The sequence below is a fragment of the Pigmentiphaga litoralis genome, assembly GCF_014651835.1.
GTDB lineage: Bacteria > Pseudomonadota > Gammaproteobacteria > Burkholderiales > Burkholderiaceae_B > Pigmentiphaga > Pigmentiphaga litoralis.
Window position 1 is genome coordinate 1,967,865 of sequence record NZ_BMXQ01000001.1, and the last position, 18,343, is coordinate 1,986,207.

Genomic DNA, 18,343 nt, shown 5'->3' on the forward strand with positions numbered 1-18,343 from the left:
GCTGTCTCCTTGCGTCAGGCGTCTTCGTCGTCGCCAAGATAGGCGCGGCGCACATCGGGATGGTTGCGGATCTCGTCGATGCCGCCGGTCGCGACGATCTTGCCGTACACCAGCACACTGATGCGATCGGCCAGCGAGAACACCGCATGCATGTCGTGTTCGACCAGCAGGATCGTGTACTGCCCCTTGAGCGACCGCAGCAGCTCGATGGCGCCTGCGCCTTCGGCCGCACTCATGCCGGCCATGGGTTCGTCCAGCAACAGGATGTTCGGTTCGGCCGCCAGCGCCATGGCAATTTCGAGCTGGCGCCGTTGCCCGTACGCCAGGTTGGCCACGATGGTGTGTTCCACGTCACCCAGGCGACAACGCTCGATGATGGCGCGTGCCTTGGCCACCAGTTCGGCATCGCCCGACATCGGCTTCCAGATCGCAAAGCGCACGCCGCGCTTGCGCATGGCGGCGATGCAGACGTTCTCGCTCACGGTAAAGCTGTCGAAGATGGACGTGATCTGGTAGGAGCGCAGCAGGCCCAGGCTGACGCGCTGCTGGATCGGCTTGCCGGTGACGTCAGTGCTGCCAATGCGGATCTGGCCGCCGTCGGACCGCAATTCGCCCGTCAGCAGGTTGATCAGCGTCGTCTTGCCGGCGCCGTTCGGCCCGATGATGGCGTGCAGTTCGCCCGGTGCAATATCGAGCGACACACCATCGGTGGCCTTGAGTCCGCCGAAACGTTTGCTCAGGTCGGTGGTCTGCAATCCCAGCGCGCTCATGGCGTGTCTCCTGCAACGGGGGCCACGCCGGGTGCGCCGATAGGGGAAGCCGACGAAGCATTGCCTGGCGTTCCGACCGATGCGGCCGACACGGTGGCCGCGGGTTGACGGCCGGACACATCGGGCCGCTTGAAGCGCTTGACCCACGAGAAGCCATCCTTGCCGAGCAAGGCGATCAGCACGATGATCGGCCCCATCAGCAGCATCCAGTGCTGCGTGATGCCCTTGAAAATTTCTTCCAGGACCAGGAACACCACGGTGCCCAGGATGGGCCCCGTGACCAGGCCGATGCCACCGATCACGATCATGACGATCAGGTCGCCCGACATCTGCCACGACATGTAGCTGGGCGACGCGAACGCGGTCAGGTTGGCAAGCAGGAAACCCGAAATGCCGGTGATGACGCCCGAGAACACATACGCCAGCAACTGCACCCGAAACACCGAATACCCGAAGGCATTCACGCGGCGCGGGTTGATGTGCGTGGCGCGCAGCACCATGCCGAAGGGCGAGCGCTTGAAGCGCGCCATGACGATCGTCGTGACCAGCAACACTGCCCAGGCGGCCCAGTACACCTCGGTGCTGCCACTGAGTTCAAAACCGCTGAAGTTGCTCGGCGCGTTGATGTTCAGGCCGTCATCCCCGCCAAAGGTCGTCATGCTGACCATGAGGAAGTAGAACATCTGCGCAAAGGCGAGCGTGATCATGATGAAGCCGATGCCCGACGTGCGCAGGCACACGCTGCCCACGACCAGGGCTACCGCTGCACATACCAGTACGCACACGCCCAGCTGCGCCCAGCCGTTCGTCACGTCGTAGAAACCCAGGATGCCGACCGCATAGCACCCCAGGCCGATGAACAGCGCGTGGCCGAAACTGACCAGGCCTGCAAAACCGAGCACGACGTTCAGTGCGCTGGCGGCCAGCGCATACACCAGCACCCGCGCAAAAAAGGTCACGTAAAAGGGTTCGCCGATGGCATTGGCCACGAAGGGCACGGCGGCGAGGATTAGAAAGAGCACCGGTATCACCCAGGCCCCGAACTTGGATCGAGTCATCGAAAGCGTCCTTGCAAGGGATCAGCGGCGGGCGGCTGAAATGAGGCCGTTGGGGCGGAAGGCGAGTACCAGCGCCATGAGTACGTAGATCAGCATCGAGGCCAGGGCGGGCCCGACGGCGTTGGCGGCCGAGGGCAGCATCACCTTGCCGAGCATGGTGGGCAGGTAGGCGCGACCCAGCGTGTCGATGACGGCGATCACCATCGCGGCGACCAGGGCGCCACGGATGGATCCGATACCGCCCACCACGATCACGACCAGCGCCAGAATCAGCACCGGCTCGCCCATGCCCGACTGCACCGACAGGATGGGACCGGCCAGCGCGCCAGCCAGGCCGGCCAGGCCCGCGCCAAGCATGAACAGCGACTTCTTGAGGAGGTCCACGTTGGCGCCCAGCACGCTCACCATCGAGGCATTGCTGGCGCCGGCTCGCACCAGCATGCCGAACCGCGTCTTCTGAATCAGGAACCATGCACCCAGCGCAACCAGTACCCCGACCGCGATGATCAGGATCCGGTACACCGGGTACGGCGCGCCGAACACGGAAATCGCGCCGCCCAGGCTTTCGGGAATCGCCGCGTAGTACGGACGGTTGCCGAAGGTGACAATGGCCAGTTCGTTGAAGAACATCATCAGACCGAAGGTGGCCAGCACCTGGTACAGGTGGTCATAGCGGTACAGCGGCCGTGCGACCAGGTGTTCGAGCAGCAGGCCGACCAGCCCGCTCGAAATGATGGCCGCCGCGATGGCGAAGGTGAAGGAACCGCTGGCATTGAAGCTGGCGGCGCCAACGAAGGCGCCCACCATGTACAGCGACCCATGCGCGAGGTTGATGAAGTTCATGATGCCGAAGATCAGGGTCAGGCCTGACGACAACAGGAACAGCAGCACGCCGAGTTGCACCCCGTTGAGCAACTGCGACAGAAACAGCGAACTATTCATGGCTGGCTTCCGTGAGCGTTAGAAAGGCGGCGTCGAGACGGCTTGATCGGGCAGCGCCGATCACGGCTTGCATTCGTTCACGTAGGCGTCCTGATGGTCGGTAAAGACTTGCGCCAGTTGCTTGACGGCAAAGCTGTCGCCCTGCGGAACGATCTCGAACGCGTAGTAGTTCTGCACGGGCATGTTGTTCGTGTTGAAGCGGAACTTGCCACGCACGGTCGGGAAGCTGCCGCCCACGGACTTGACCGCGTCGGCAAACGCCTTCTTGTCGGACACCTTGCCGTTCAACTTGCGCACGGCGGCGTCCAGCAGATAGGCCGCGTCATAACCGTTCACCGCGTATTCGGACGGCGTGCGCTGATACTTGGCCTTGAAGCCGTCAACGAATTTCTTGTTCTGCGGATTGTCCAGCACGGTGGCCCAGGGCGAGCCATAGATGGCGCCGATGGCCGAGTTCTTCATGGCGGCCAGGGTATTGGCTTCGATCAGGCTGTCGGAAAAGAACGGCAGCTTGCCCATCAGGCCTGCCTGGCTCAGCTGCCGCACCACGTTCACGCCGATGGCGCCGGTGTAGAACGCAAACAGCGCATCGGGTTTGGCCGTCGTGAGCTGAGAGATCTCGGCCGAATAATCGAGCTGCCCGAGCGGGGTGTAGACCTCGTTGGCGACCGGGCCGTTGTAGTAACGCTTGAAGCCCGCCAGCTTGTCCTTGCCCGCCTGGTAGTTGGACGACATCAGGTAGACGTTCTTGTAGCCCTTGTCCTTGACGTACTGGCCCATGGCTTCAGACATGCCGTCGTTCTGCCAGCCCATCACGAACAGGTTGGGCATGCACAGTTTGCCGGCGATCGGCGCCGGGCCGGCCACGGTCGAAATCGCGACCACACCGGATTCCTTGATGCGGCGCGTCTGCGCCATCAGGATGTTGGAATACCCGAGACCCACCACCGCGTCGACCTTGTCGCGTTCCAGGAATTTCTGCAGGATCTGCGAGCCGACGTCGGGCTTGAGCTGGTCGTCTTCATTGACAACGCTGACTTTCTGGTCGCCGAACTTGCCGCCCAGCTGTTCAACCGCAAGCATGAAGCCGTCGTACTGGTCCTGGCCCTGGGCCGCCTGCGGGCCGGACATCACGGCCGAAAATCCGATCTTGATGTCAGCCTGTGCCGATGCTGCGGCCAGCAGCAAGCCGGCCATCACCAAAGCCTTGGTGGTGGTTGTCATGGTGTGTCTCCGTTTGTGTTGTTATGGTTTTTTTTGCGGGTCCGCGCGTCAGCGGCCCAAGGCTTTTGCCGTCTTGCCGGCAATGCCGAAATGCGTCTTGGGTATTTCGATGAGCGTGATGCGCACCGACTCGCGCGGCGCGCCGATCGATGTGTGCGCCGCCTCGGTCAGTGCTTCGATCAATGCCGCGCACTGTTCGTCAGTGCGGCCTTCCATCAGTTGGACCTGGATCAGGGGCATGCGGTGCTCCTAGCGAAACAAAGTATGGCGACAGGGGTGCTGCGACAGGAACTGCGGCGAAGAAAAACGCGGCGTCGTCACGACCGCCGCGTGGTCATCAGAGCTTGATGCAGACGTTGCGCAATTCGGTGTAGAACTCGAGCGAATGCACGCCGCCTTCGCGGCCGATGCCGGACTGCTTGGCGCCGCCAAACGACGTGCGCAGGTCGCGCAGGAACCAGGAGTTCACCCAGCAGATGCCGACTTCCAGCGCGCGGCCCATGCGGTGCGCGACGCTGACGTCTTGCGTCCACACGGTGGCGGCCAGGCCGTACGGCGTGGCGTTGGCCATGTTGACCACTTCTTCTTCGGTGTCGAAGGGGCTGATGTGGCAGCACGGGCCAAAGATTTCTTCGCGAATCACCGACGCCGTCTGTGGCAGGCCGGTCCAGATGGTGGGCTGCACCCAGGCGCCTTCCGACAGGCGGCCGGTCATGGTCGGCACACCGCCGCCGGTCACGATGGTCGCGCCTTCGGCACGCGCCTTGTCGTAGTAGCTCAGCACCTTGCGGCGATGTTCTTGCGACACCAGCGGACCGAAGTTGGTGCTGTGGTCGTTGGGGTCGCCCAGCTTGAAGCCTTCGGCGCGTTGCTTGAGGGCGGCCACGAATTTTTCAAAGATCGGGCGCTGCACGTAGACGCGTTCGGTGCCCAGGCAGACTTGACCGCTGTTCTCGAACGTGGAACGGGCGATGCCGGCCACGGCCTTGTCGAAATCGCAATCGGCGAAGACGATGCCGGCGTTCTTGCCGCCCAGTTCGAACGACACCGGACGCACACCCGTGGCGGCCGCGCGCATGATCGCTTCGCCCGTGCGGGTTTCACCGGTAAAGGTGATGCCATCGACGCCAGGATGCGTCGTCAGGAATTCGCCTGCCGAATCCGGCCCGAAGCCGTGGACCACGTTGTAGACACCGGCCGGCACGCCGACATCATTCATGACCCTGCCCAGCAGCGTGGCGGTGGCCGGGGTTTCTTCGGACGGCTTGACCACGACGGTGTTGCCGGTGGCAAGCGCGGGGCCGACCTTCCAGGTCATCAACAGCAGCGGCAGGTTCCATGGGCAGACCACGCCGATCACGCCGCGTGGCGCACGCACCGCATAGTTGATGGCATGACCGCCGTCGGGCGTGTCCATGCCGAAGCTTTCGGTTGGCACGTTGCGGATCAGGTCGGCAAAGACCTTGAAGTTGGCCGCGCCGCGCGGAATGTCGACGTGGCTGGCCAGCCCGTGCGGCTTGCCGGTGTCGGCCATTTCGGCCGCCAGGAATTCGTCGAAGTTGGCGTTGATGCCGTCGGCAATGGCGTGCAGCAGCTCGACCCGGTCTTCGACCTTGAGCTTGCCCCACGGGCCCTTCAGTGCGGCGCGGGCAGCGTCGACCGCCGCCCCGACTTCGGCCTTGCCGGCTTCGTGCACCATGCCGATCAGGCTGTTGTCGACCGGGTTGCGGTTCTCGAATGTCTTGCCTGTCGACACCCATTCGCCGTTGATGAAGTTCCTGAAATCGCTCATTGCCTTGCTCACTCCAAAATTAGATGACCTCTGCGAATTCCGGATCGCCGGCGCACAGGTATTCCCACATTCGTTCAAAGATCCGTCCGGCGCGCGTGGCTCGCTGCGCGCACTGGTCCGGGGTCAATCCAGGCGCGTCCGCCAGGCCGGCGGCGCGCAATTGCAGTTCGATGCGCGCGGCGTCTTCCAGATACCAGGTCAGCACCACGGCTTCCTCGATGGAAGCCGCCGCGATCACGGTGCCGTTACCCTGCATGACCACGGCCGGACCGGCGCCCAGGGTGCTTGCCACGCCCGCGGCCTGGGCCTCGGTGCGGATCAGCTGCGGGTCCTGCCACAGCGGCACGCCGGGTGAAAAGTACGATCCCATGCCATGGCGCGGCGACGGCGTGATGCCCGCTGCCGACAGCGTCATGACGTCGCGCGGCATGCTGCGGATCACCGACTGCACGTCGGGGCGCCGCTGGTAGATCTGCTGATGGATACGCACTTCGCCCAGGACGCCCTCGGGCAGTTCGCCGTTGACCGGAACGACCACGCCGTCTTCGGTCGGGTCGATCAGGCCCATGGGCCGGGCCGCGCATACCAGAAAGGAATCGGCATCCAGCCGCAGGCTGCAATGGCCGTAGGCATGCACCAGGCCCGCACGGGACAGGGCCCTGGCCGCGGCGCGCACCAGGCTCTGGTGGCGGGCGGTCGGGACGGCGGCCGCTTCAGGGCCTACCGCATCGGCCTGGAAGTCGGTCATGTCTTGAATTCCGGAATATCGGGACGCGAGCCCCACATGCAGAACGACGACGGCACCATCGGGAAATCACGAGGGCGATATGTTTTTTCGTCTTCCTCGGTGATCATGCGTACGCCCGTCGAGTATTCGTAGACCATGCCGTCCGGGCCTTCGAAATACAGGAACATGGCGCCCGACGTGGGGTGGCGGCCGGGCCCGAACTTGATCGGAATATTCCGCTCGCGCAGGATGTAATACGCGCGCATGACGTCGTCGATGCTTTCGACCTGGTGATTGATGTGCTGCACGCCCGGAAAGCTGGACGGAAACAGCGCGATCTTGTGATGCACGTCGTCGATCCGCAGCAAGGCCGCTTCGCCGATGCGATCGCTGACCTTGGCGCCGAGCAGGGTCGTCCAGAATGCCTCGTCACGGCGACCGTCCAGCGTCCGCAGGCCGATGTGGCTGAAGCCGGTGATGCCGGCATCCCGTGAGCCGAAGAAACGGCGGCCGCTGTGATGCGGCGCAAACACCAGTTCGATCCGGTTGCCCGACAGGTCGTTGAACCGGATGAAGTCGCGCGCGTGACGCTGCTCGGCTTCTTCTGCCGTGCCGCGCACCGCCCGCACACCGGCGTTTTCCAGCGTCTGCAGGGCGTCGTCCAGTTCCTTGGCGGTGTCGACTTCGAACGCCGCGGTGTGGTCCCGCGCGTCGCCATCAAAGTAGACCAGCGTGTGGTCGCGGCTGTCGGACCGCAGGTAAACGGTCTTGCTGGACCGCTCGGCTACTTCAAGCCCGAGAACGTCGGTGGCGTATTTGACCGAGGCATCCAGGTCGGGGGTACCGAGCCGGACGTAGCGGATATCGTGCAAATGAATCACTGCCTGTCTCCTGACACGCGGGCCATCGCTCGCTGTTCACTGCGCTTTTTTATAAGATAGACGCCGCGAATATCGAAGTCAAAGCGTTTTATCGAGATTTTCTGGTTTTCCCTATATTCGGTTCGAAGACCCGAAAGTCCTCTACACTTCCGCTTGTCGACCTTGCCTTGCGATGCTCACGCATCGTCCCGTTCCATGCCGGACATCTCCGCCGCCCTGCCCCCCCTGGCGCACGCCGCCGCCCCCACGACATTGGTCGGGTCGGCCTACGCAAGCCTGCGCCGCGACATCATTGAAGGCCGCTTGCCGCCCGGCTCGCGCCTGCGGGTCGAACACTTGAAGGATTCGTATGGCGTGGGCGCCGGCACTCTGCGGGAGGCCCTGGCCCTGCTGGTATCGGACGCGCTGGTGATCGTGCATGGGCAGCGGGGCTTTCACGTCACCCCGATTTCACTGGACGACTTCCTGGATATCACCCGCAACCGCATGCTGATGGAAAGCGAAGCGCTGCGCCAGTCGATTGCCGTGGGCGACGACGTCTGGGAAAGCCGGGTGATCGCGGCCTTTCATCGCCTGCGACGAGCGGAAGAACGGCTGGCCGTGGACCGGCCCGGCCGCTTCAACGAGTGGGAAGAGCGCAACCGCGAATTTCACCAGGCGCTGATCAGCGCCTGCAACTCACGGTGGATGCATCACTTTCTGGGAATTCTGTACCAGCAGGCCGAGCGCTACCGGCGCCTGACCATCGTGCGCGACCCGATTCCACGCGATCTGCACGACGAGCACCAGGGGATCCTGGATGCCACGCTGGCGCGCGATGCGGACCTGGCGTCGCGGCTGCTGCGCGAGCACATCGGCACCACGTATGAGGCGGTCAAGCACCTGCCGGCACACCTGTTCGACGGGTCGACGCCCTCTCCCCAGCCGATGTCCCTGCACGAAGCGCCGGCGCCTTATGCCGACGCTCCCCAGGTGGGATCGTCACGCACGGTCGACGCGGATCTCACGCAAGACCGCTGATCGCAGACGAAAAAAAACCGCGCTCCCGAAAAGGACCGCGGTTCTTTCATTTAGCGCTGGCGGCTTACAGATCCAGCACCAGGCTCTTGCCCTTGCACCCGGACACGCAGACCATCATGGTCTTGTTCGATGCGCGTTCGCGTTCGGTCAGCACCGAATCGCGATGCTCGGGTTCGCCTTCGATCACCGACGTTTCGCAGGCGCCGCAGACGCCTTCACGGCAGCTGTAGTCGCAATCCACGCCCGCATCCAGCAGCGCGTCCAGCAGCGACTTGCCTGCCGGGATGTCCAGCGTCTTCTTGCTGCGCTTGAGCTCGACACGGTAGGCAGAGTCCTGCACCGCTTCGACTTCGCCCGCCGCCGCGAACCGCTCGACATGGACGTTGGGAAAGTTCAGTTCCGCACAGGCGGCTTCGAACGCGTTCAGCATCGGCGTCGGGCCGCAGCAGTAGAAGTGCGTGTCGGCCGAATGCTGCGCCAGGAAGCCCTTCAGGTCAGGCGGGCCGCCCTTGTCTTCGTCGAAGTGCGTGGTGACCATGGCTTCATGACCCAGCAGTTCTTCCGAAAACGCCGCTTCGGACTTGGACCGCGCACAGTACAGCATCTCGACCGGCTTGCCCAAGTCGCGCAGGCGGTTGAACATGCAGTAGATAGGCGTGACGCCAATCCCGCCCGCGACCAGCACCGACTTGGGCGCGATCTCGTCCAGCTTGAAGTTGTTGCGCGGCAGCGAGACCTTGATGATCGTGCCGACACGCAGATTCTCGTGGACGAACTTCGAGCCACCGCGGCTGTTCTTGTCGTTCAGCACGCCCACCACATAGCGGTTCCGTTCGTTCGGCGAATTCCACAGCGAATAGCTGCGGACCAGACCATTGTCCAGATGCAGGTCGATGTGCGAACCGGCTTCGAACGGGGGCAATTCGCCGCCTTCGGCAGCACGAAATTCGATGCTGATGATGCCTTTGGCTTCGTGGCGGATGGTGTGGATCAGGACCGGAATGAGTGAGCTGGTATTCATGGACGGATATCTGGAAGCGTTAGGCGCTCGCGCGCAGGGCGTAATCGAGGCTGGCAAATGCGTCGATTTCCACGGTCAGGCTGGGAAAAACGAGTGCGTTCACCCCGACCAAAGTAGAACAAGGATACGGCACCTGGAAAAATTCTTTCCGGGCCCGTCCGACTTCGTCCTTGTCCTGGATGTCGGTGACGTAAATGACCAGTTTATAAATATTTTCGACCGTACCGCCAGCGGCTTCGACCAACGCCCGTATTTTGTTCAGGATCACCCGTGTCTGCTCGTAGGTGCCGAGCGGGGCGTCGACCGTCGATTCGGGGTTCGCGGTCACGCCGGACAACGAGATCTCGTTGCCCCGCACCAGGCAATTGGACCACGTCATCGTGTCGCGTTCGGGCAGCGACGAAGCGATGACGCGGCGGACCGGTGCGGGGGTGCTCATGCCGCCTTGTCTTGCAGCTGCTCGAGCTGGGCCGAGGCCAGCTTGCGCATATGACGGCGCAGCCGCACGATGCCGATGTCATGCTGGTACAGGTTCTCGCGCGTATTGGCGTCAGGTTCCATTTCTTCCAGCATCACACGGTCCTGCTCCAGCACGGCCCAGTGCCGCGCTTCCAGACGGTTCTGGTACAGGAAACGCCAGGCATCGCGCTGCCAGCCCTGCACGCGGCGCACGCGCCAGTGGAACACGGCCGACAGCTTTTCGTTGATCGGCGTGTAGATGCCGACGATGCCGAAGCTGCCGCCCGGGCCGCCCGACTTCGGATACGGGATTTCGAGCAGCATGTAATGGATGCCGGTGTCGGCCCATTCGGTCCAGTCGAAGTTCATGTTGCGCTGGCCCTTCTTTTCGAAGATGAAGCCAGTGGGCGTGTCGCGCACGCCAAATTCCGCAACGGTCGAGCCTTCGGCCATCGAGTGCGACTGCTTGTGCAGATAGGTCCCGTGCATCGGGTCCATCACGTTGTCGATCACGTAGCGGTAGTCGCCCTTCCACTCGGTGTAGCAGAGGAAGTTGGACCAGGTCGCGTCATCGGTCAGCTGTTCCGGCAGGTTCAGCGGCGGCGGGGTCTCAATCTGTTCGCTGCTGTTGTACAGGAAGATCGCGCCGGCCACTTCCTTCAGGTGGAAGTACCGTGCGGCGCGTTTGCCTTCCAGGCTGCAACCCGGGCTGCCGGGCACGCTGGTGACCACGCCGTCCTTGCGGATCTGCACGCCATGGTAGCCGCAGGCGATCCGGTCGCCCATCGGGATACCTTGCGACAGCGGTGCGCCGCGGTGCGGGCAGTGGTCTTCCAGCGCGTACGGCGTGCCGTCGGCATCGCGCCAGATGGCGAATTTCTGGCCGAGGCGGCGCAGCGAAATCGGCTTGTCGGTCACGAAGTCCGATGGGCAGATCGGGTACCAGAGGTCTTTCAGGCCGACGGCCAACAGGTCATCAGGGGTTTGGTATTTGGTGCTCATTGCCATGCTCCTGCGTTAGTTGGCGAGCCGCGCCAGCTCTTTGGTGAGGATCTCCTCGGTCCACGGACGCGCGTCCATGCCCGGAGGGCCATAGTTGTTCAGGTATTCGACCAGGCCGGACAGTTCATGCACGCCGCTGCTGAACGCGCGTTCGAGCGAGTCGCCCAGCAGGTTCTCGTAGGCCGTCGGCTCGCGCTTGCGGGCCTGATGGGGTTCCAGATAACGATCTTGCATCATTTACCTCCATTTCTCACCCGCTCGCGAATGCGTTCGCGAACCGGGACAAAGTCATACGTTGGAAAACACTCGGTGCGGAACACGCCCCAGGCGGACCGTTCCAGTTCGACGTTCACCAGCGGCAGCAGGTGCGCGGGAACGTCGAGCGTCACGATCTGGCCGAACCCCATGGCCACCGTCCACGACACCACTTTCACGCCTTCTGGCGGAAAGCGCTCCCACCAGTCGGCGTCCTTCAGCCTGGTCTGGACGGCGTCGAGGTTGTTCGACTGATCGTGCTTGAGCAGCACGGTCAGCAGAATGTTCGGCGACGGCACGGCGGCCGGGGCGGCGTCGGGTGGGTTCATCATCGGGCTCGGGTCGGCCATCAACGCTTGTCGGTCAGGAACTTGCCGTCCGGACCCTTGGTGCCGACCTGGCGGCGCGTGTGGCCGTCCAGGCCGCCGTCGATCGCCCATTCGGCGAACACGGTCGGGCCCGGCTCGAATTCACGGGCTTCCCATTCGGCGTCCAGGTAGTCGTCATCGGCGTAGTACTCGATCAGGCCGCCGGCCGGCGACTTGAAGTACCAGAAATAGGCCGACGAAATCGGGTGGCGGCCGGGGCCCAGCTGCGTTTCCCAACCCAGGCGCGACATGGCCATGCCGCCGCCGAACACCTCGTGGATGTCGCGCACGGCGAAGGCCACGTGGTTCAGGCCCGGCTTGCCGTGCGGCGGCTGCAGCAGGAAGATGTCGTGGTGACCGCCTTCGGGCGCGCAGCGCAGGAACGCGCCCTTGTTGGGGTAGCGGTCGGAGGCCACGAACCCGAAGTTGTCGGTGTAGAACTTCTCGACGGCGTTCACGTCCTTCACGAAGAAGACCACGTGGCCCACTTCGATCGGGGTCGCGCGTTCATAGATCGGGCTGCGCTGGTTGCGGCGCGACTTGTCGGTCCAGGTGTTCATGCCCGCGACTTCCATTTCGACGTCGATCTTGCGCGTCTTCTGGAAGCGGACGGCCAGGCCGTTGGGGTCCGTGCAGCCGATGCGGCCGGCGTTGTCGTTCACGTAGCCCGGCAGGTTCTTCACGATCTCGGTAAAGCGCGCGATGACTTCGTCGCTCGACACGCCCCACACCACTTCGCGCAGCGTCGGGCCGTCTTCGATCCCGGCCGGCAGGCCCGGAAAGTCGGTCGTCTTGGCGATCACGCGGCAACGGTTCATGGTTTCGAACACCAGCGACTTGTCGGTCTCCTCGACCAGGGTCATGCCCCAGTCGGCGAAGAACTTCTTGCAGGTCGCCAGATCGTCCACGCCGTAGGTGATCTCGTCAATGCCCAGTACATCCATGTTGCTCTCCTGATGCGCCATCTCAGTTTGCCCAGCCCAGCGGTTGCTCATTGGTGCCCCAATACATGGCCTTCTGCTCCATGTATTGCAAGATGCCGAGCCGGCCTTTTTCGCGGCCAAGGCCACTGTCGCGCCAGCCGCCGAACGGGGTCGAAATGGAAAACTGCTTGTAGGTGTTGATCCAGACGGTGCCTGCCTGGACTTCCCGGCCAATCTTCCAGGCCTTCTTGAAGTCGCGGGTCCAGATGCCGGCGGCCAGCGCGTACACGCTGTCGTTGGCCTGCTCGATCAGATCGCGTTCATTGCTGAAGGGCATGGCGACCAGTACCGGGCCAAAGATTTCTTCCTGGCACGTGCGGTTCTGGTTGTTCAGGCCTTCGATGATGGTAGGACGATAGAAGTAGCCGTTTTCGTGCCCGGCCACCGACGGACGCTCGCCGCCGGTGCGGATCTGGCCGCCTTCGCTCACGCCCAGCGCCACGTATTGCTCGATCGATTCGCGGTGCTTGGCGGTGATCAGCGGCCCCATCTGGGTCTTTTCGTCGGCCGGATCCCCCACGCGCAGGCGGGCAGCGCCGGCTGCCAGGCGGTCCAGCACTTCGTCATAGATGCTGGCGTCGACGAACAGGCGCGAACCGGCAATGCAGGACTCGCCCGACGAACTGAAGATGCCGTACAGGATGCCGTTGACGGCATGGTCCAGGTCGGCGTCCTTGAACACCATGGTTGGCGACTTGCCGCCCAGTTCCATCGACACCGGCATCATCTTGTCGGCTGCGATGTGCGCAATGTGCTTGCCGGTGGTGGTGCCACCGGTAAACGATACGCGCTTGACCAGCGGATGCTTGGTGATTGCGTCGCCCAGCACCGAGCCCTTGCCCGGCAATACGCTGATCAGGCCCTTGGGCACGCCGGCGGCTTCGCAGATTTTTGCCAGTTCCAGCGCGGCCAGCGGCGTGATTTCGGCAGGCTTGACCACGACGGCGTTGCCAGCGGCCAGCGCCGGCGCCATCTTCTGGGCTTCGCTCGCGATCGGCGAGTTCCACGGGGTAATGGCCGCGACGACGCCCATCGGCTCGTACACGCTCATGGTGACGAAGTCACCGCGTGACGGCGTAATCGTTTCTTCCAGGGTCTCGCAGGCAGCGGCAAAAAACTGGAAGGTGCCGGCGGCGCTGGCCACCAGGCCACGCGTTTCGCTGATCGGCTTGCCGTTGTCCAGGCGCTGCATTTGCGCCAGTTCTTCGGAACGCTCGCGTATCAGTTGCGCGACGCGATACAGCACGGCAGCGCGTTCATGCGGCTTCTTCTGGGCCCAGCCGCTTTCGCGGAAGGCCTTGTGCGCGCCCTGGATCGCTTCTTCAACGTCGTCCAGGCTGGCGGCGTTCAACCAGGCATGCGGCTCGCCGGTGGCCGGATACAGGGTGGCGTAACGGTCGCCGCCGCCCAGCCGCCACTCGCCGGCGATACAGATCGGAAGGGTTTTCTCGTTGCTCATGGCTTACGCCTTTGCCTTGTCGGCAGGAACTTTGGACGGCGGACCGGCGAACGTGGCCTTGAAGCCCCCCACCGACAGCATGTCGATTTCGATCAGGAACGGGCCTTCGGTGTTGAAGCCCTGTTCGAGCGCGGCGTCCAGGTCGGCCAGGTCGCTGACGCGGGTGTGCGGCAGGTTGATCGACTGCGACAGCAGTGCGTAGTCAGGGGTATGCAGCTGCACATAGTGCTTGCGGCCACCATACACGGCGTCCTGGATGTTCTTGATCACGCCATAGGCCTGGTCGTTCATCAGGATCATGACCACGTCGGCCTCTTCCTGCACCGCGGTGGCGAGTTCGCCCAGGTTCAGGATGAAACCGCCGTCACCGGCCAGCATGACCGTCTTGTTGCCCGAAGTGACCGCCGAGCCGATGGCTGCGCCGATCCCCATGGCCAGACCTTGCCCGATGCCGCCGCCCAGGGCATGCACGCCGGCTTTCGGATCGGCCAGGTTGGGCAGGCGGTTGCCCCACATGCTGTTCGACAGGGTCACGTCGCGCACCCAGTTGAAGTCGGTGCCTTCGCAGTCGGTATCAATGCGGGCCTGCAGCTTGTCGATCAGCGCGGCGTAGGGGCCGACGTCGTCCATCAGTTGCTTGACCGAATCCTGGCGCGCGCGCTGCACGTCGTCGGCCATCTTGCCGTCGACGTTGAGCTTGCCTTCCAGACGGTCGGCCAGGCCCTTCAGTGCCAGGGTGGCGTCGCCCGTCACGAAATAGTCGCTGCGGTAGCCGCGGCCGTCGGCCTGCGGATCCGCGTCGATGCGGTACAGCGTCTTGGGCAGCTTCAGGGCGTACTTGAGCGTTTCGTTGCTGCGCAGGCGCGAGCCCACGACCAGCATGGCGTCGGCGGTCTGGTACAGCGCTTCGACCGGCTTCGACGCCGTAAAGGAACCGATGATGGCCGGATCGTTTTCCGGCAGGACGCCGCGGCCCTGCGTGGTGGTCACGACGCCAAAGCCCAGCCGGGCCAGACGGCGCACCTGCTCGCCGGCCTGGCGTGCACCACCGCCCAGCCACAGCAGTGGACGGGTCGCCTTGGACAGGCGGTCGGCCAGCTCGTCCAGCGCAGCGTCGGACGGTACGGCGCTGACGATGGGCAGCGGGTTCATGTCGGCAGGCAAGTCGATCAGGGCCTGCTGCACGTCGATCGGGATCTCGATGCTGACGGGGCCGGTCGGCGCGGTCATGGCGATCTGCACGGCGCGCTTCAGGACACCGATCGCGGTTTCCGGCGTGCGGATGCGGAAGGCGGCCTTGGAGACGGCGTTCAGCATGTCCAGCTGGTTGTGCGCTTCGTGGATGAACCCCAGGTTCTGGTCCAGGTAAGGGCTGTCGATCTGGCCGGTCAGGTGCAGCAGCGGCGTGCCGGCGGTCAGCGCTTCGACCATCGCGCCCGAGGCGTTGCCGGCAGCGGTGCCGGTGCTGGTGACGGTAACGCCCAGGCCACCGACCGTGCGCGCATAGGCGTCGGCCATGTTGGTCGCGCCGGCTTCGCCGCGCGCCATCACGAAGCGGATGTTGCCACGTTCACCAAAGGCATCCAGGATCGGCATGTTGTGGATCGAGATGACACCGAAGGCCGCCTTGACACCACAGTTTTCGAGAAAGGCGGCAATCGCTGCGCCCACGGTAATTTTGTTGGTATCAGGCATGACGGCAGACCCCTCCGGAAACATCGATATGGCTGCCCGTCGTATAGGACGACAAGGGCGTGGCTAGGAAAAAGATGGCGCGTGCAGGTTCCTCGGGGCGGCCCAGGCGGCCCAGCGGAATCTGCTTTTCGTTGGCAATGCCGGCGGTCCACGCTTCCCACGACAGGGACTTGTCGGAGCGGTTCTCGTAGCGGCGGCGCCATTGGCCCGACTCGACCAGGCCGAGCAGGATGCCGTTGACGCGGATGTGTTTGGCGCTCAGCTCGAATGCCAGCGAGCGCACCAGGTTGTGGATGCCGGCGCGGGCGGCCGACGTGGCGACCATGTGCGGCTCGGGCTGGATCGCCAGCAGCGAGTTGACGCACACGATGGCGGCATTGTCCGACTGCTCGAGTTGCGGAATGAAGGCACGGGTCGGGTTGATGACCGAGAAGAATTTCAGCTGCATTTCTTCGAGCCAGGCGGCGTTTTCCGTGCTTTCGAACGTCGACACGCGGCCCTGTCCGGCGTTGTTCACCAGGATGTCGGCCTTGCCCAGGTTCTGCTCGACCGCGGCGGCAAACGCCTGCACCTGCTCGGGCACCAGCACGTCGCAGCGATCGGCAAAGATCGTGGCACCGGGATACTTTGCCAGCAGGCCTTCGCGCGCAGTGCGCAGCTTGGCCTCGTCGCGGCCACAGAAAGCGACGGCGGCGCCGGCTTCCAGCAGCAGGTCGACGGTGGCAAGGCCGATCCCGGAAGTGCCGCCGGTCACGACGGCGACGTTGCCTTGAAGGTTGTACATGGTCATTGAGCGGTCGTTCCGTTGAAAGAAGAGGGACGGCGGGACGAAGGAGACTCCAAGTCCGCGCCGGCGTCGGCGGCAAGCCGTGCCGACAGATCGCTGGCGGCCCGGTGCGCGCGCTGGACCAGCACCCGCAGCGCATCGGCATCGATTCGCGGCTGCGGAATGGTCACCCCCAGCGCGGCGACGATCTGGCCGTTGCCATCGCGAACGGCGGCGGCAACCGTGGAAATACCGGGTTCGAAGAAGCCTTCCGAATACACATGGCCGCGTGCGCGGTCCAGTTCGAGCATGGCCGCCAGCGCGTCGACCGAGGTCGGCGTGGACGGGGAATGGGCAGCCAGCGTCGGCTGCGGAAACACCTTGCGCAAGGCTTCCCTATCCATGTCCTGCAGCAGCACCCGGCCCAGCGCGGTGGCGTGGGCAGGAAGGCGCGTGCCGACGTTGACGGAGCTGGCCAGGGGCCGCTCGGACGCCACCTTGGCGACATAGACAATATGCGCGCCATCGCGCACCACCAGATGACAGGAATAGTCGCACTCGTTGCGCAGCGCTTCAAGCACCGGCAGGCCGTGCTGGGTCAATGCAAGTGAAGACAGGTATTCGAATCCCAGACGGAGCACCGACATGCCCAGCCCGAATTCCCGGCGGCTGTCGGTGCGTGCGACAAAACCCAGATGTTCAAGGGTAGACAAGAGCCGGAACACGGTAGTTCGCGGTACCTGCAGGCGGCGCGCGAGTTCAGGAGCGGTCAGGTTGACGTCGCCCTTGCCCACTTCGCACAGGACGCGCAGGCCCCGTTCCAGGCCTGGAACCAGATACTTGTCCTGCGCGTCGGGGCGGGGCATGTTCACGGAAGGGGGAGTGCTGTCAGCCAAACGTTTCGGGAAGTCGTTTTTGTTTCGTATATGAACCAGCGGCCCATATATGGAACACGGAACAGATAGTAGCGTGCATGCACCCCCAATGCGACTAGGGTAAACCCTTGCAGCACGGATTGCATGGCCCACGCTGTTGTGGTGTTGATGGAACAACATATAAATCTCTCCTCTTCCCCAGACGAAACGGCCTTTTGCAACGAAAAACGGCGGCCTGGAAGGCCGCCGCTCAGACACCGAGGTATGCAGGTTCGGACTGTGTCGCGCCGAGTTGACCGCCCGGCGGTGTATCAAGGCAGATCGAACACCAGCACTTCGGCGCCCGTGCCGTTTGCAATCGCCACTTCCGGCTCGCCTTCCAGCGCGACCGCATCCCCTGCGTTCAGCGCTTTACCGTTCACCGTGGCCTGGCCCTGGGCCACATGCACCCATGCCTTGCGACCGGCAGCCAGGGGCAGCGTCGCGCGCTCGTCACCATCGAACAGGCCCGCAAACAGGCGAGCGTCCTGGCGAATCCCGACCGACCCGTCCGCTGCGTCCGGCGAGGCTACCAGCCGCAAGCGGCCGCGCTTGTCTTCGGCCGAAAAATTCTTTTCTTCATAGGCGGGCTCGCCGTCGACCTCATTCGGCTCGATCCAGATCTGCAGCAGATGCGTGGCGTGTGCCGTATCCGGATTGAATTCCGAGTGCTGCACGCCGGTGCCCGCACTCATGCGCTGCACGTCGCCCGGGCGGATGGTGGACCCATTGCCCATGCTGTCCTTGTGGGCCACGGCGCCGTCCAGCACATAGGTAATGATTTCCATGTTGCGGTGACCGTGGGTGCCGAAGCCGCGGCCGGCGGCGATGATGTCGTCGTTGATCACACGCAGCGGCCCGAAGCCCATGTGGGACGGATCGTAGTAGCCCGCGAACGAAAACGTGTGGGCGCTCTTGAGCCAGCCGTGGTTGGCCTGACCGCGTTCTTCACTGCGACGAAGGGTGATCATGATGCAAAGCTCCAGTTGCTGCGCCCCGGTCACTGC

Annotated in this window: 20 protein-coding genes; 1 reads left to right on the top strand and 19 read right to left on the bottom strand. The window is 63.9% G+C overall.

The features are described from left to right. Positions 1–14 precede the first annotated feature (14 nt). The 8 genes from IE116_RS08850 to IE116_RS08885 form a co-directional block, all read right to left on the bottom strand. A complete protein-coding gene (locus IE116_RS08850; protein WP_189611632.1) occupies positions 15–770 on the bottom strand; it encodes an ABC transporter ATP-binding protein in 756 nt (251 codons plus the stop codon). After that, entirely contained in the window at positions 767–1,828 is a 1,062-nt protein-coding gene (locus IE116_RS08855; protein WP_189611634.1) for a branched-chain amino acid ABC transporter permease, read from the bottom strand. Before IE116_RS08855 ends, IE116_RS08850 begins: the two co-directional genes overlap by 4 nt. Before the next feature lie 21 nt (positions 1,829–1,849). Next, positions 1,850–2,770 carry a branched-chain amino acid ABC transporter permease gene (locus tag IE116_RS08860; RefSeq protein ID WP_189611636.1) on the bottom strand — a complete coding sequence of 307 codons (921 nt, stop codon included), beginning with the start codon at positions 2,768–2,770 and terminating at the stop codon, positions 1,850–1,852. Between the two features lie 60 nt (positions 2,771–2,830). After that, positions 2,831–3,994: an ABC transporter substrate-binding protein gene (locus IE116_RS08865; protein WP_189611638.1), complete on the bottom strand. Its 1,164-nt coding sequence runs from the start codon at positions 3,992–3,994 to the stop codon at positions 2,831–2,833. 48 nt (positions 3,995–4,042) lie between these two features. Continuing rightward, the gene (gene thmT / locus IE116_RS08870; RefSeq protein WP_189611639.1) at positions 4,043–4,234 is read right to left on the bottom strand and encodes a 2-hydroxymuconate tautomerase; all 192 of its coding nucleotides are present in this window, start codon (positions 4,232–4,234) and stop codon (positions 4,043–4,045) included. 97 nt (positions 4,235–4,331) lie between these two features. Continuing rightward, a complete protein-coding gene (locus tag IE116_RS08875; protein ID WP_189611641.1) occupies positions 4,332–5,786 on the bottom strand; it encodes a 2-hydroxymuconic semialdehyde dehydrogenase in 1,455 nt (484 codons plus the stop codon). Between the two features lie 19 nt (positions 5,787–5,805). Beyond that, entirely contained in the window at positions 5,806–6,534 is a 729-nt protein-coding gene (locus tag IE116_RS08880) for a class II aldolase/adducin family protein (protein WP_189611644.1), read from the bottom strand. After that, on the bottom strand, positions 6,531–7,394 hold the full coding sequence (locus IE116_RS08885; RefSeq protein WP_189611646.1) for a VOC family protein: 864 nt from the start codon (positions 7,392–7,394) through the stop codon (positions 6,531–6,533). Before IE116_RS08885 ends, IE116_RS08880 begins: the two co-directional genes overlap by 4 nt. 195 nt (positions 7,395–7,589) lie before the next feature. On the opposite strand from IE116_RS08885, the gene IE116_RS08890 reads away from it, so the two are divergent. Beyond that, the gene (locus IE116_RS08890; protein WP_189611648.1) at positions 7,590–8,414 is read left to right on the top strand and encodes a GntR family transcriptional regulator; all 825 of its coding nucleotides are present in this window, start codon (positions 7,590–7,592) and stop codon (positions 8,412–8,414) included. 64 nt (positions 8,415–8,478) lie between these two features. Here the strand turns inward: IE116_RS08890 and IE116_RS08895 are convergent, their stop codons facing one another. The 11 genes from IE116_RS08895 to IE116_RS08945 form a co-directional block, all read right to left on the bottom strand. Continuing rightward, complete coding sequence (locus tag IE116_RS08895) at positions 8,479–9,435, bottom strand: PDR/VanB family oxidoreductase (RefSeq protein WP_189611650.1); 957 nt, start codon at positions 9,433–9,435, stop codon at positions 8,479–8,481. Positions 9,436–9,454: 19 nt separating this feature from the next. After that, positions 9,455–9,874: a RidA family protein gene (locus IE116_RS08900; protein ID WP_189611652.1), complete on the bottom strand. Its 420-nt coding sequence runs from the start codon at positions 9,872–9,874 to the stop codon at positions 9,455–9,457. Continuing rightward, on the bottom strand, positions 9,871–10,896 hold the full coding sequence (locus IE116_RS08905; RefSeq protein ID WP_189611654.1) for a Rieske 2Fe-2S domain-containing protein: 1,026 nt from the start codon (positions 10,894–10,896) through the stop codon (positions 9,871–9,873). The genes IE116_RS08900 and IE116_RS08905 overlap by 4 nt, the downstream gene beginning before the upstream one ends. Before the next feature lie 15 nt (positions 10,897–10,911). Next, entirely contained in the window at positions 10,912–11,133 is a 222-nt protein-coding gene (locus tag IE116_RS08910; RefSeq protein ID WP_229828068.1) for a recombinase-like helix-turn-helix domain-containing protein, read from the bottom strand. Further along, positions 11,130–11,480 carry a hypothetical protein gene (locus tag IE116_RS08915; RefSeq protein ID WP_189614527.1) on the bottom strand — a complete coding sequence of 117 codons (351 nt, stop codon included), beginning with the start codon at positions 11,478–11,480 and terminating at the stop codon, positions 11,130–11,132. Before IE116_RS08915 ends, IE116_RS08910 begins: the two co-directional genes overlap by 4 nt. Positions 11,481–11,500: 20 nt before the next feature. Beyond that, a complete protein-coding gene (locus IE116_RS08920) occupies positions 11,501–12,463 on the bottom strand; it encodes a VOC family protein (protein ID WP_189611655.1) in 963 nt (320 codons plus the stop codon). Positions 12,464–12,485: 22 nt separating this feature from the next. After that, positions 12,486–13,961 carry an aldehyde dehydrogenase gene (locus IE116_RS08925; protein WP_189611657.1) on the bottom strand — a complete coding sequence of 492 codons (1,476 nt, stop codon included), beginning with the start codon at positions 13,959–13,961 and terminating at the stop codon, positions 12,486–12,488. Positions 13,962–13,964: 3 nt separating this feature from the next. Further along, complete coding sequence (locus tag IE116_RS08930) at positions 13,965–15,656, bottom strand: thiamine pyrophosphate-binding protein (RefSeq protein ID WP_189611659.1); 1,692 nt, start codon at positions 15,654–15,656, stop codon at positions 13,965–13,967. Beyond that, positions 15,649–16,446, bottom strand: coding sequence for an SDR family oxidoreductase (locus IE116_RS08935; RefSeq protein WP_189611662.1), 798 nt, complete (start codon positions 16,444–16,446; stop codon positions 15,649–15,651). The genes IE116_RS08930 and IE116_RS08935 overlap by 8 nt, the downstream gene beginning before the upstream one ends. Then, complete coding sequence (locus IE116_RS08940; protein ID WP_189614528.1) at positions 16,443–17,288, bottom strand: IclR family transcriptional regulator; 846 nt, start codon at positions 17,286–17,288, stop codon at positions 16,443–16,445. Before IE116_RS08940 ends, IE116_RS08935 begins: the two co-directional genes overlap by 4 nt. 320 nt (positions 17,289–17,608) lie before the next feature. After that, a complete protein-coding gene (locus tag IE116_RS08945) occupies positions 17,609–18,307 on the bottom strand; it encodes a pirin family protein (protein WP_189611664.1) in 699 nt (232 codons plus the stop codon). Positions 18,308–18,343 lie beyond the last annotated feature (36 nt).

Bases quoted from the DNA above. Each gene is read 5' to 3' on its own strand.
- IE116_RS08945 (WP_189611664.1), bottom strand. From the start codon at position 18,307: ATGATCACCCTTCGTCGCAGTGAAGAACGCGGTCAGGCCAACCACGGC.
- IE116_RS08935 (WP_189611662.1), bottom strand. From the start codon at position 16,446: ATGACCATGTACAACCTTCAAGGCAACGTCGCCGTCGTGACCGGCGGC.
- IE116_RS08900 (WP_189611652.1), bottom strand. From the start codon at position 9,874: ATGAGCACCCCCGCACCGGTCCGCCGCGTCATCGCTTCGTCGCTGCCC.
- IE116_RS08910 (WP_229828068.1), bottom strand. From the start codon at position 11,133: ATGATGCAAGATCGTTATCTGGAACCCCATCAGGCCCGCAAGCGCGAG.
- IE116_RS08855 (WP_189611634.1), bottom strand. From the start codon at position 1,828: ATGACTCGATCCAAGTTCGGGGCCTGGGTGATACCGGTGCTCTTTCTA.
- IE116_RS08865 (WP_189611638.1), bottom strand. From the start codon at position 3,994: ATGACAACCACCACCAAGGCTTTGGTGATGGCCGGCTTGCTGCTGGCC.
- IE116_RS08890 (WP_189611648.1), top strand. From the start codon at position 7,590: ATGCCGGACATCTCCGCCGCCCTGCCCCCCCTGGCGCACGCCGCCGCC.
- IE116_RS08925 (WP_189611657.1), bottom strand. From the start codon at position 13,961: ATGAGCAACGAGAAAACCCTTCCGATCTGTATCGCCGGCGAGTGGCGG.
- IE116_RS08895 (WP_189611650.1), bottom strand. From the start codon at position 9,435: ATGAATACCAGCTCACTCATTCCGGTCCTGATCCACACCATCCGCCAC.
- IE116_RS08905 (WP_189611654.1), bottom strand. From the start codon at position 10,896: ATGAGCACCAAATACCAAACCCCTGATGACCTGTTGGCCGTCGGCCTG.
- thmT (WP_189611639.1), bottom strand. From the start codon at position 4,234: ATGCCCCTGATCCAGGTCCAACTGATGGAAGGCCGCACTGACGAACAG.
- IE116_RS08880 (WP_189611644.1), bottom strand. From the start codon at position 6,534: ATGACCGACTTCCAGGCCGATGCGGTAGGCCCTGAAGCGGCCGCCGTC.
- IE116_RS08930 (WP_189611659.1), bottom strand. From the start codon at position 15,656: ATGCCTGATACCAACAAAATTACCGTGGGCGCAGCGATTGCCGCCTTT.
- IE116_RS08850 (WP_189611632.1), bottom strand. From the start codon at position 770: ATGAGCGCGCTGGGATTGCAGACCACCGACCTGAGCAAACGTTTCGGC.
- IE116_RS08875 (WP_189611641.1), bottom strand. From the start codon at position 5,786: ATGAGCGATTTCAGGAACTTCATCAACGGCGAATGGGTGTCGACAGGC.
- IE116_RS08860 (WP_189611636.1), bottom strand. From the start codon at position 2,770: ATGAATAGTTCGCTGTTTCTGTCGCAGTTGCTCAACGGGGTGCAACTC.
- IE116_RS08915 (WP_189614527.1), bottom strand. From the start codon at position 11,480: ATGAACCCACCCGACGCCGCCCCGGCCGCCGTGCCGTCGCCGAACATT.
- IE116_RS08940 (WP_189614528.1), bottom strand. From the start codon at position 17,288: ATGCCCCGCCCCGACGCGCAGGACAAGTATCTGGTTCCAGGCCTGGAA.
- IE116_RS08920 (WP_189611655.1), bottom strand. From the start codon at position 12,463: ATGGATGTACTGGGCATTGACGAGATCACCTACGGCGTGGACGATCTG.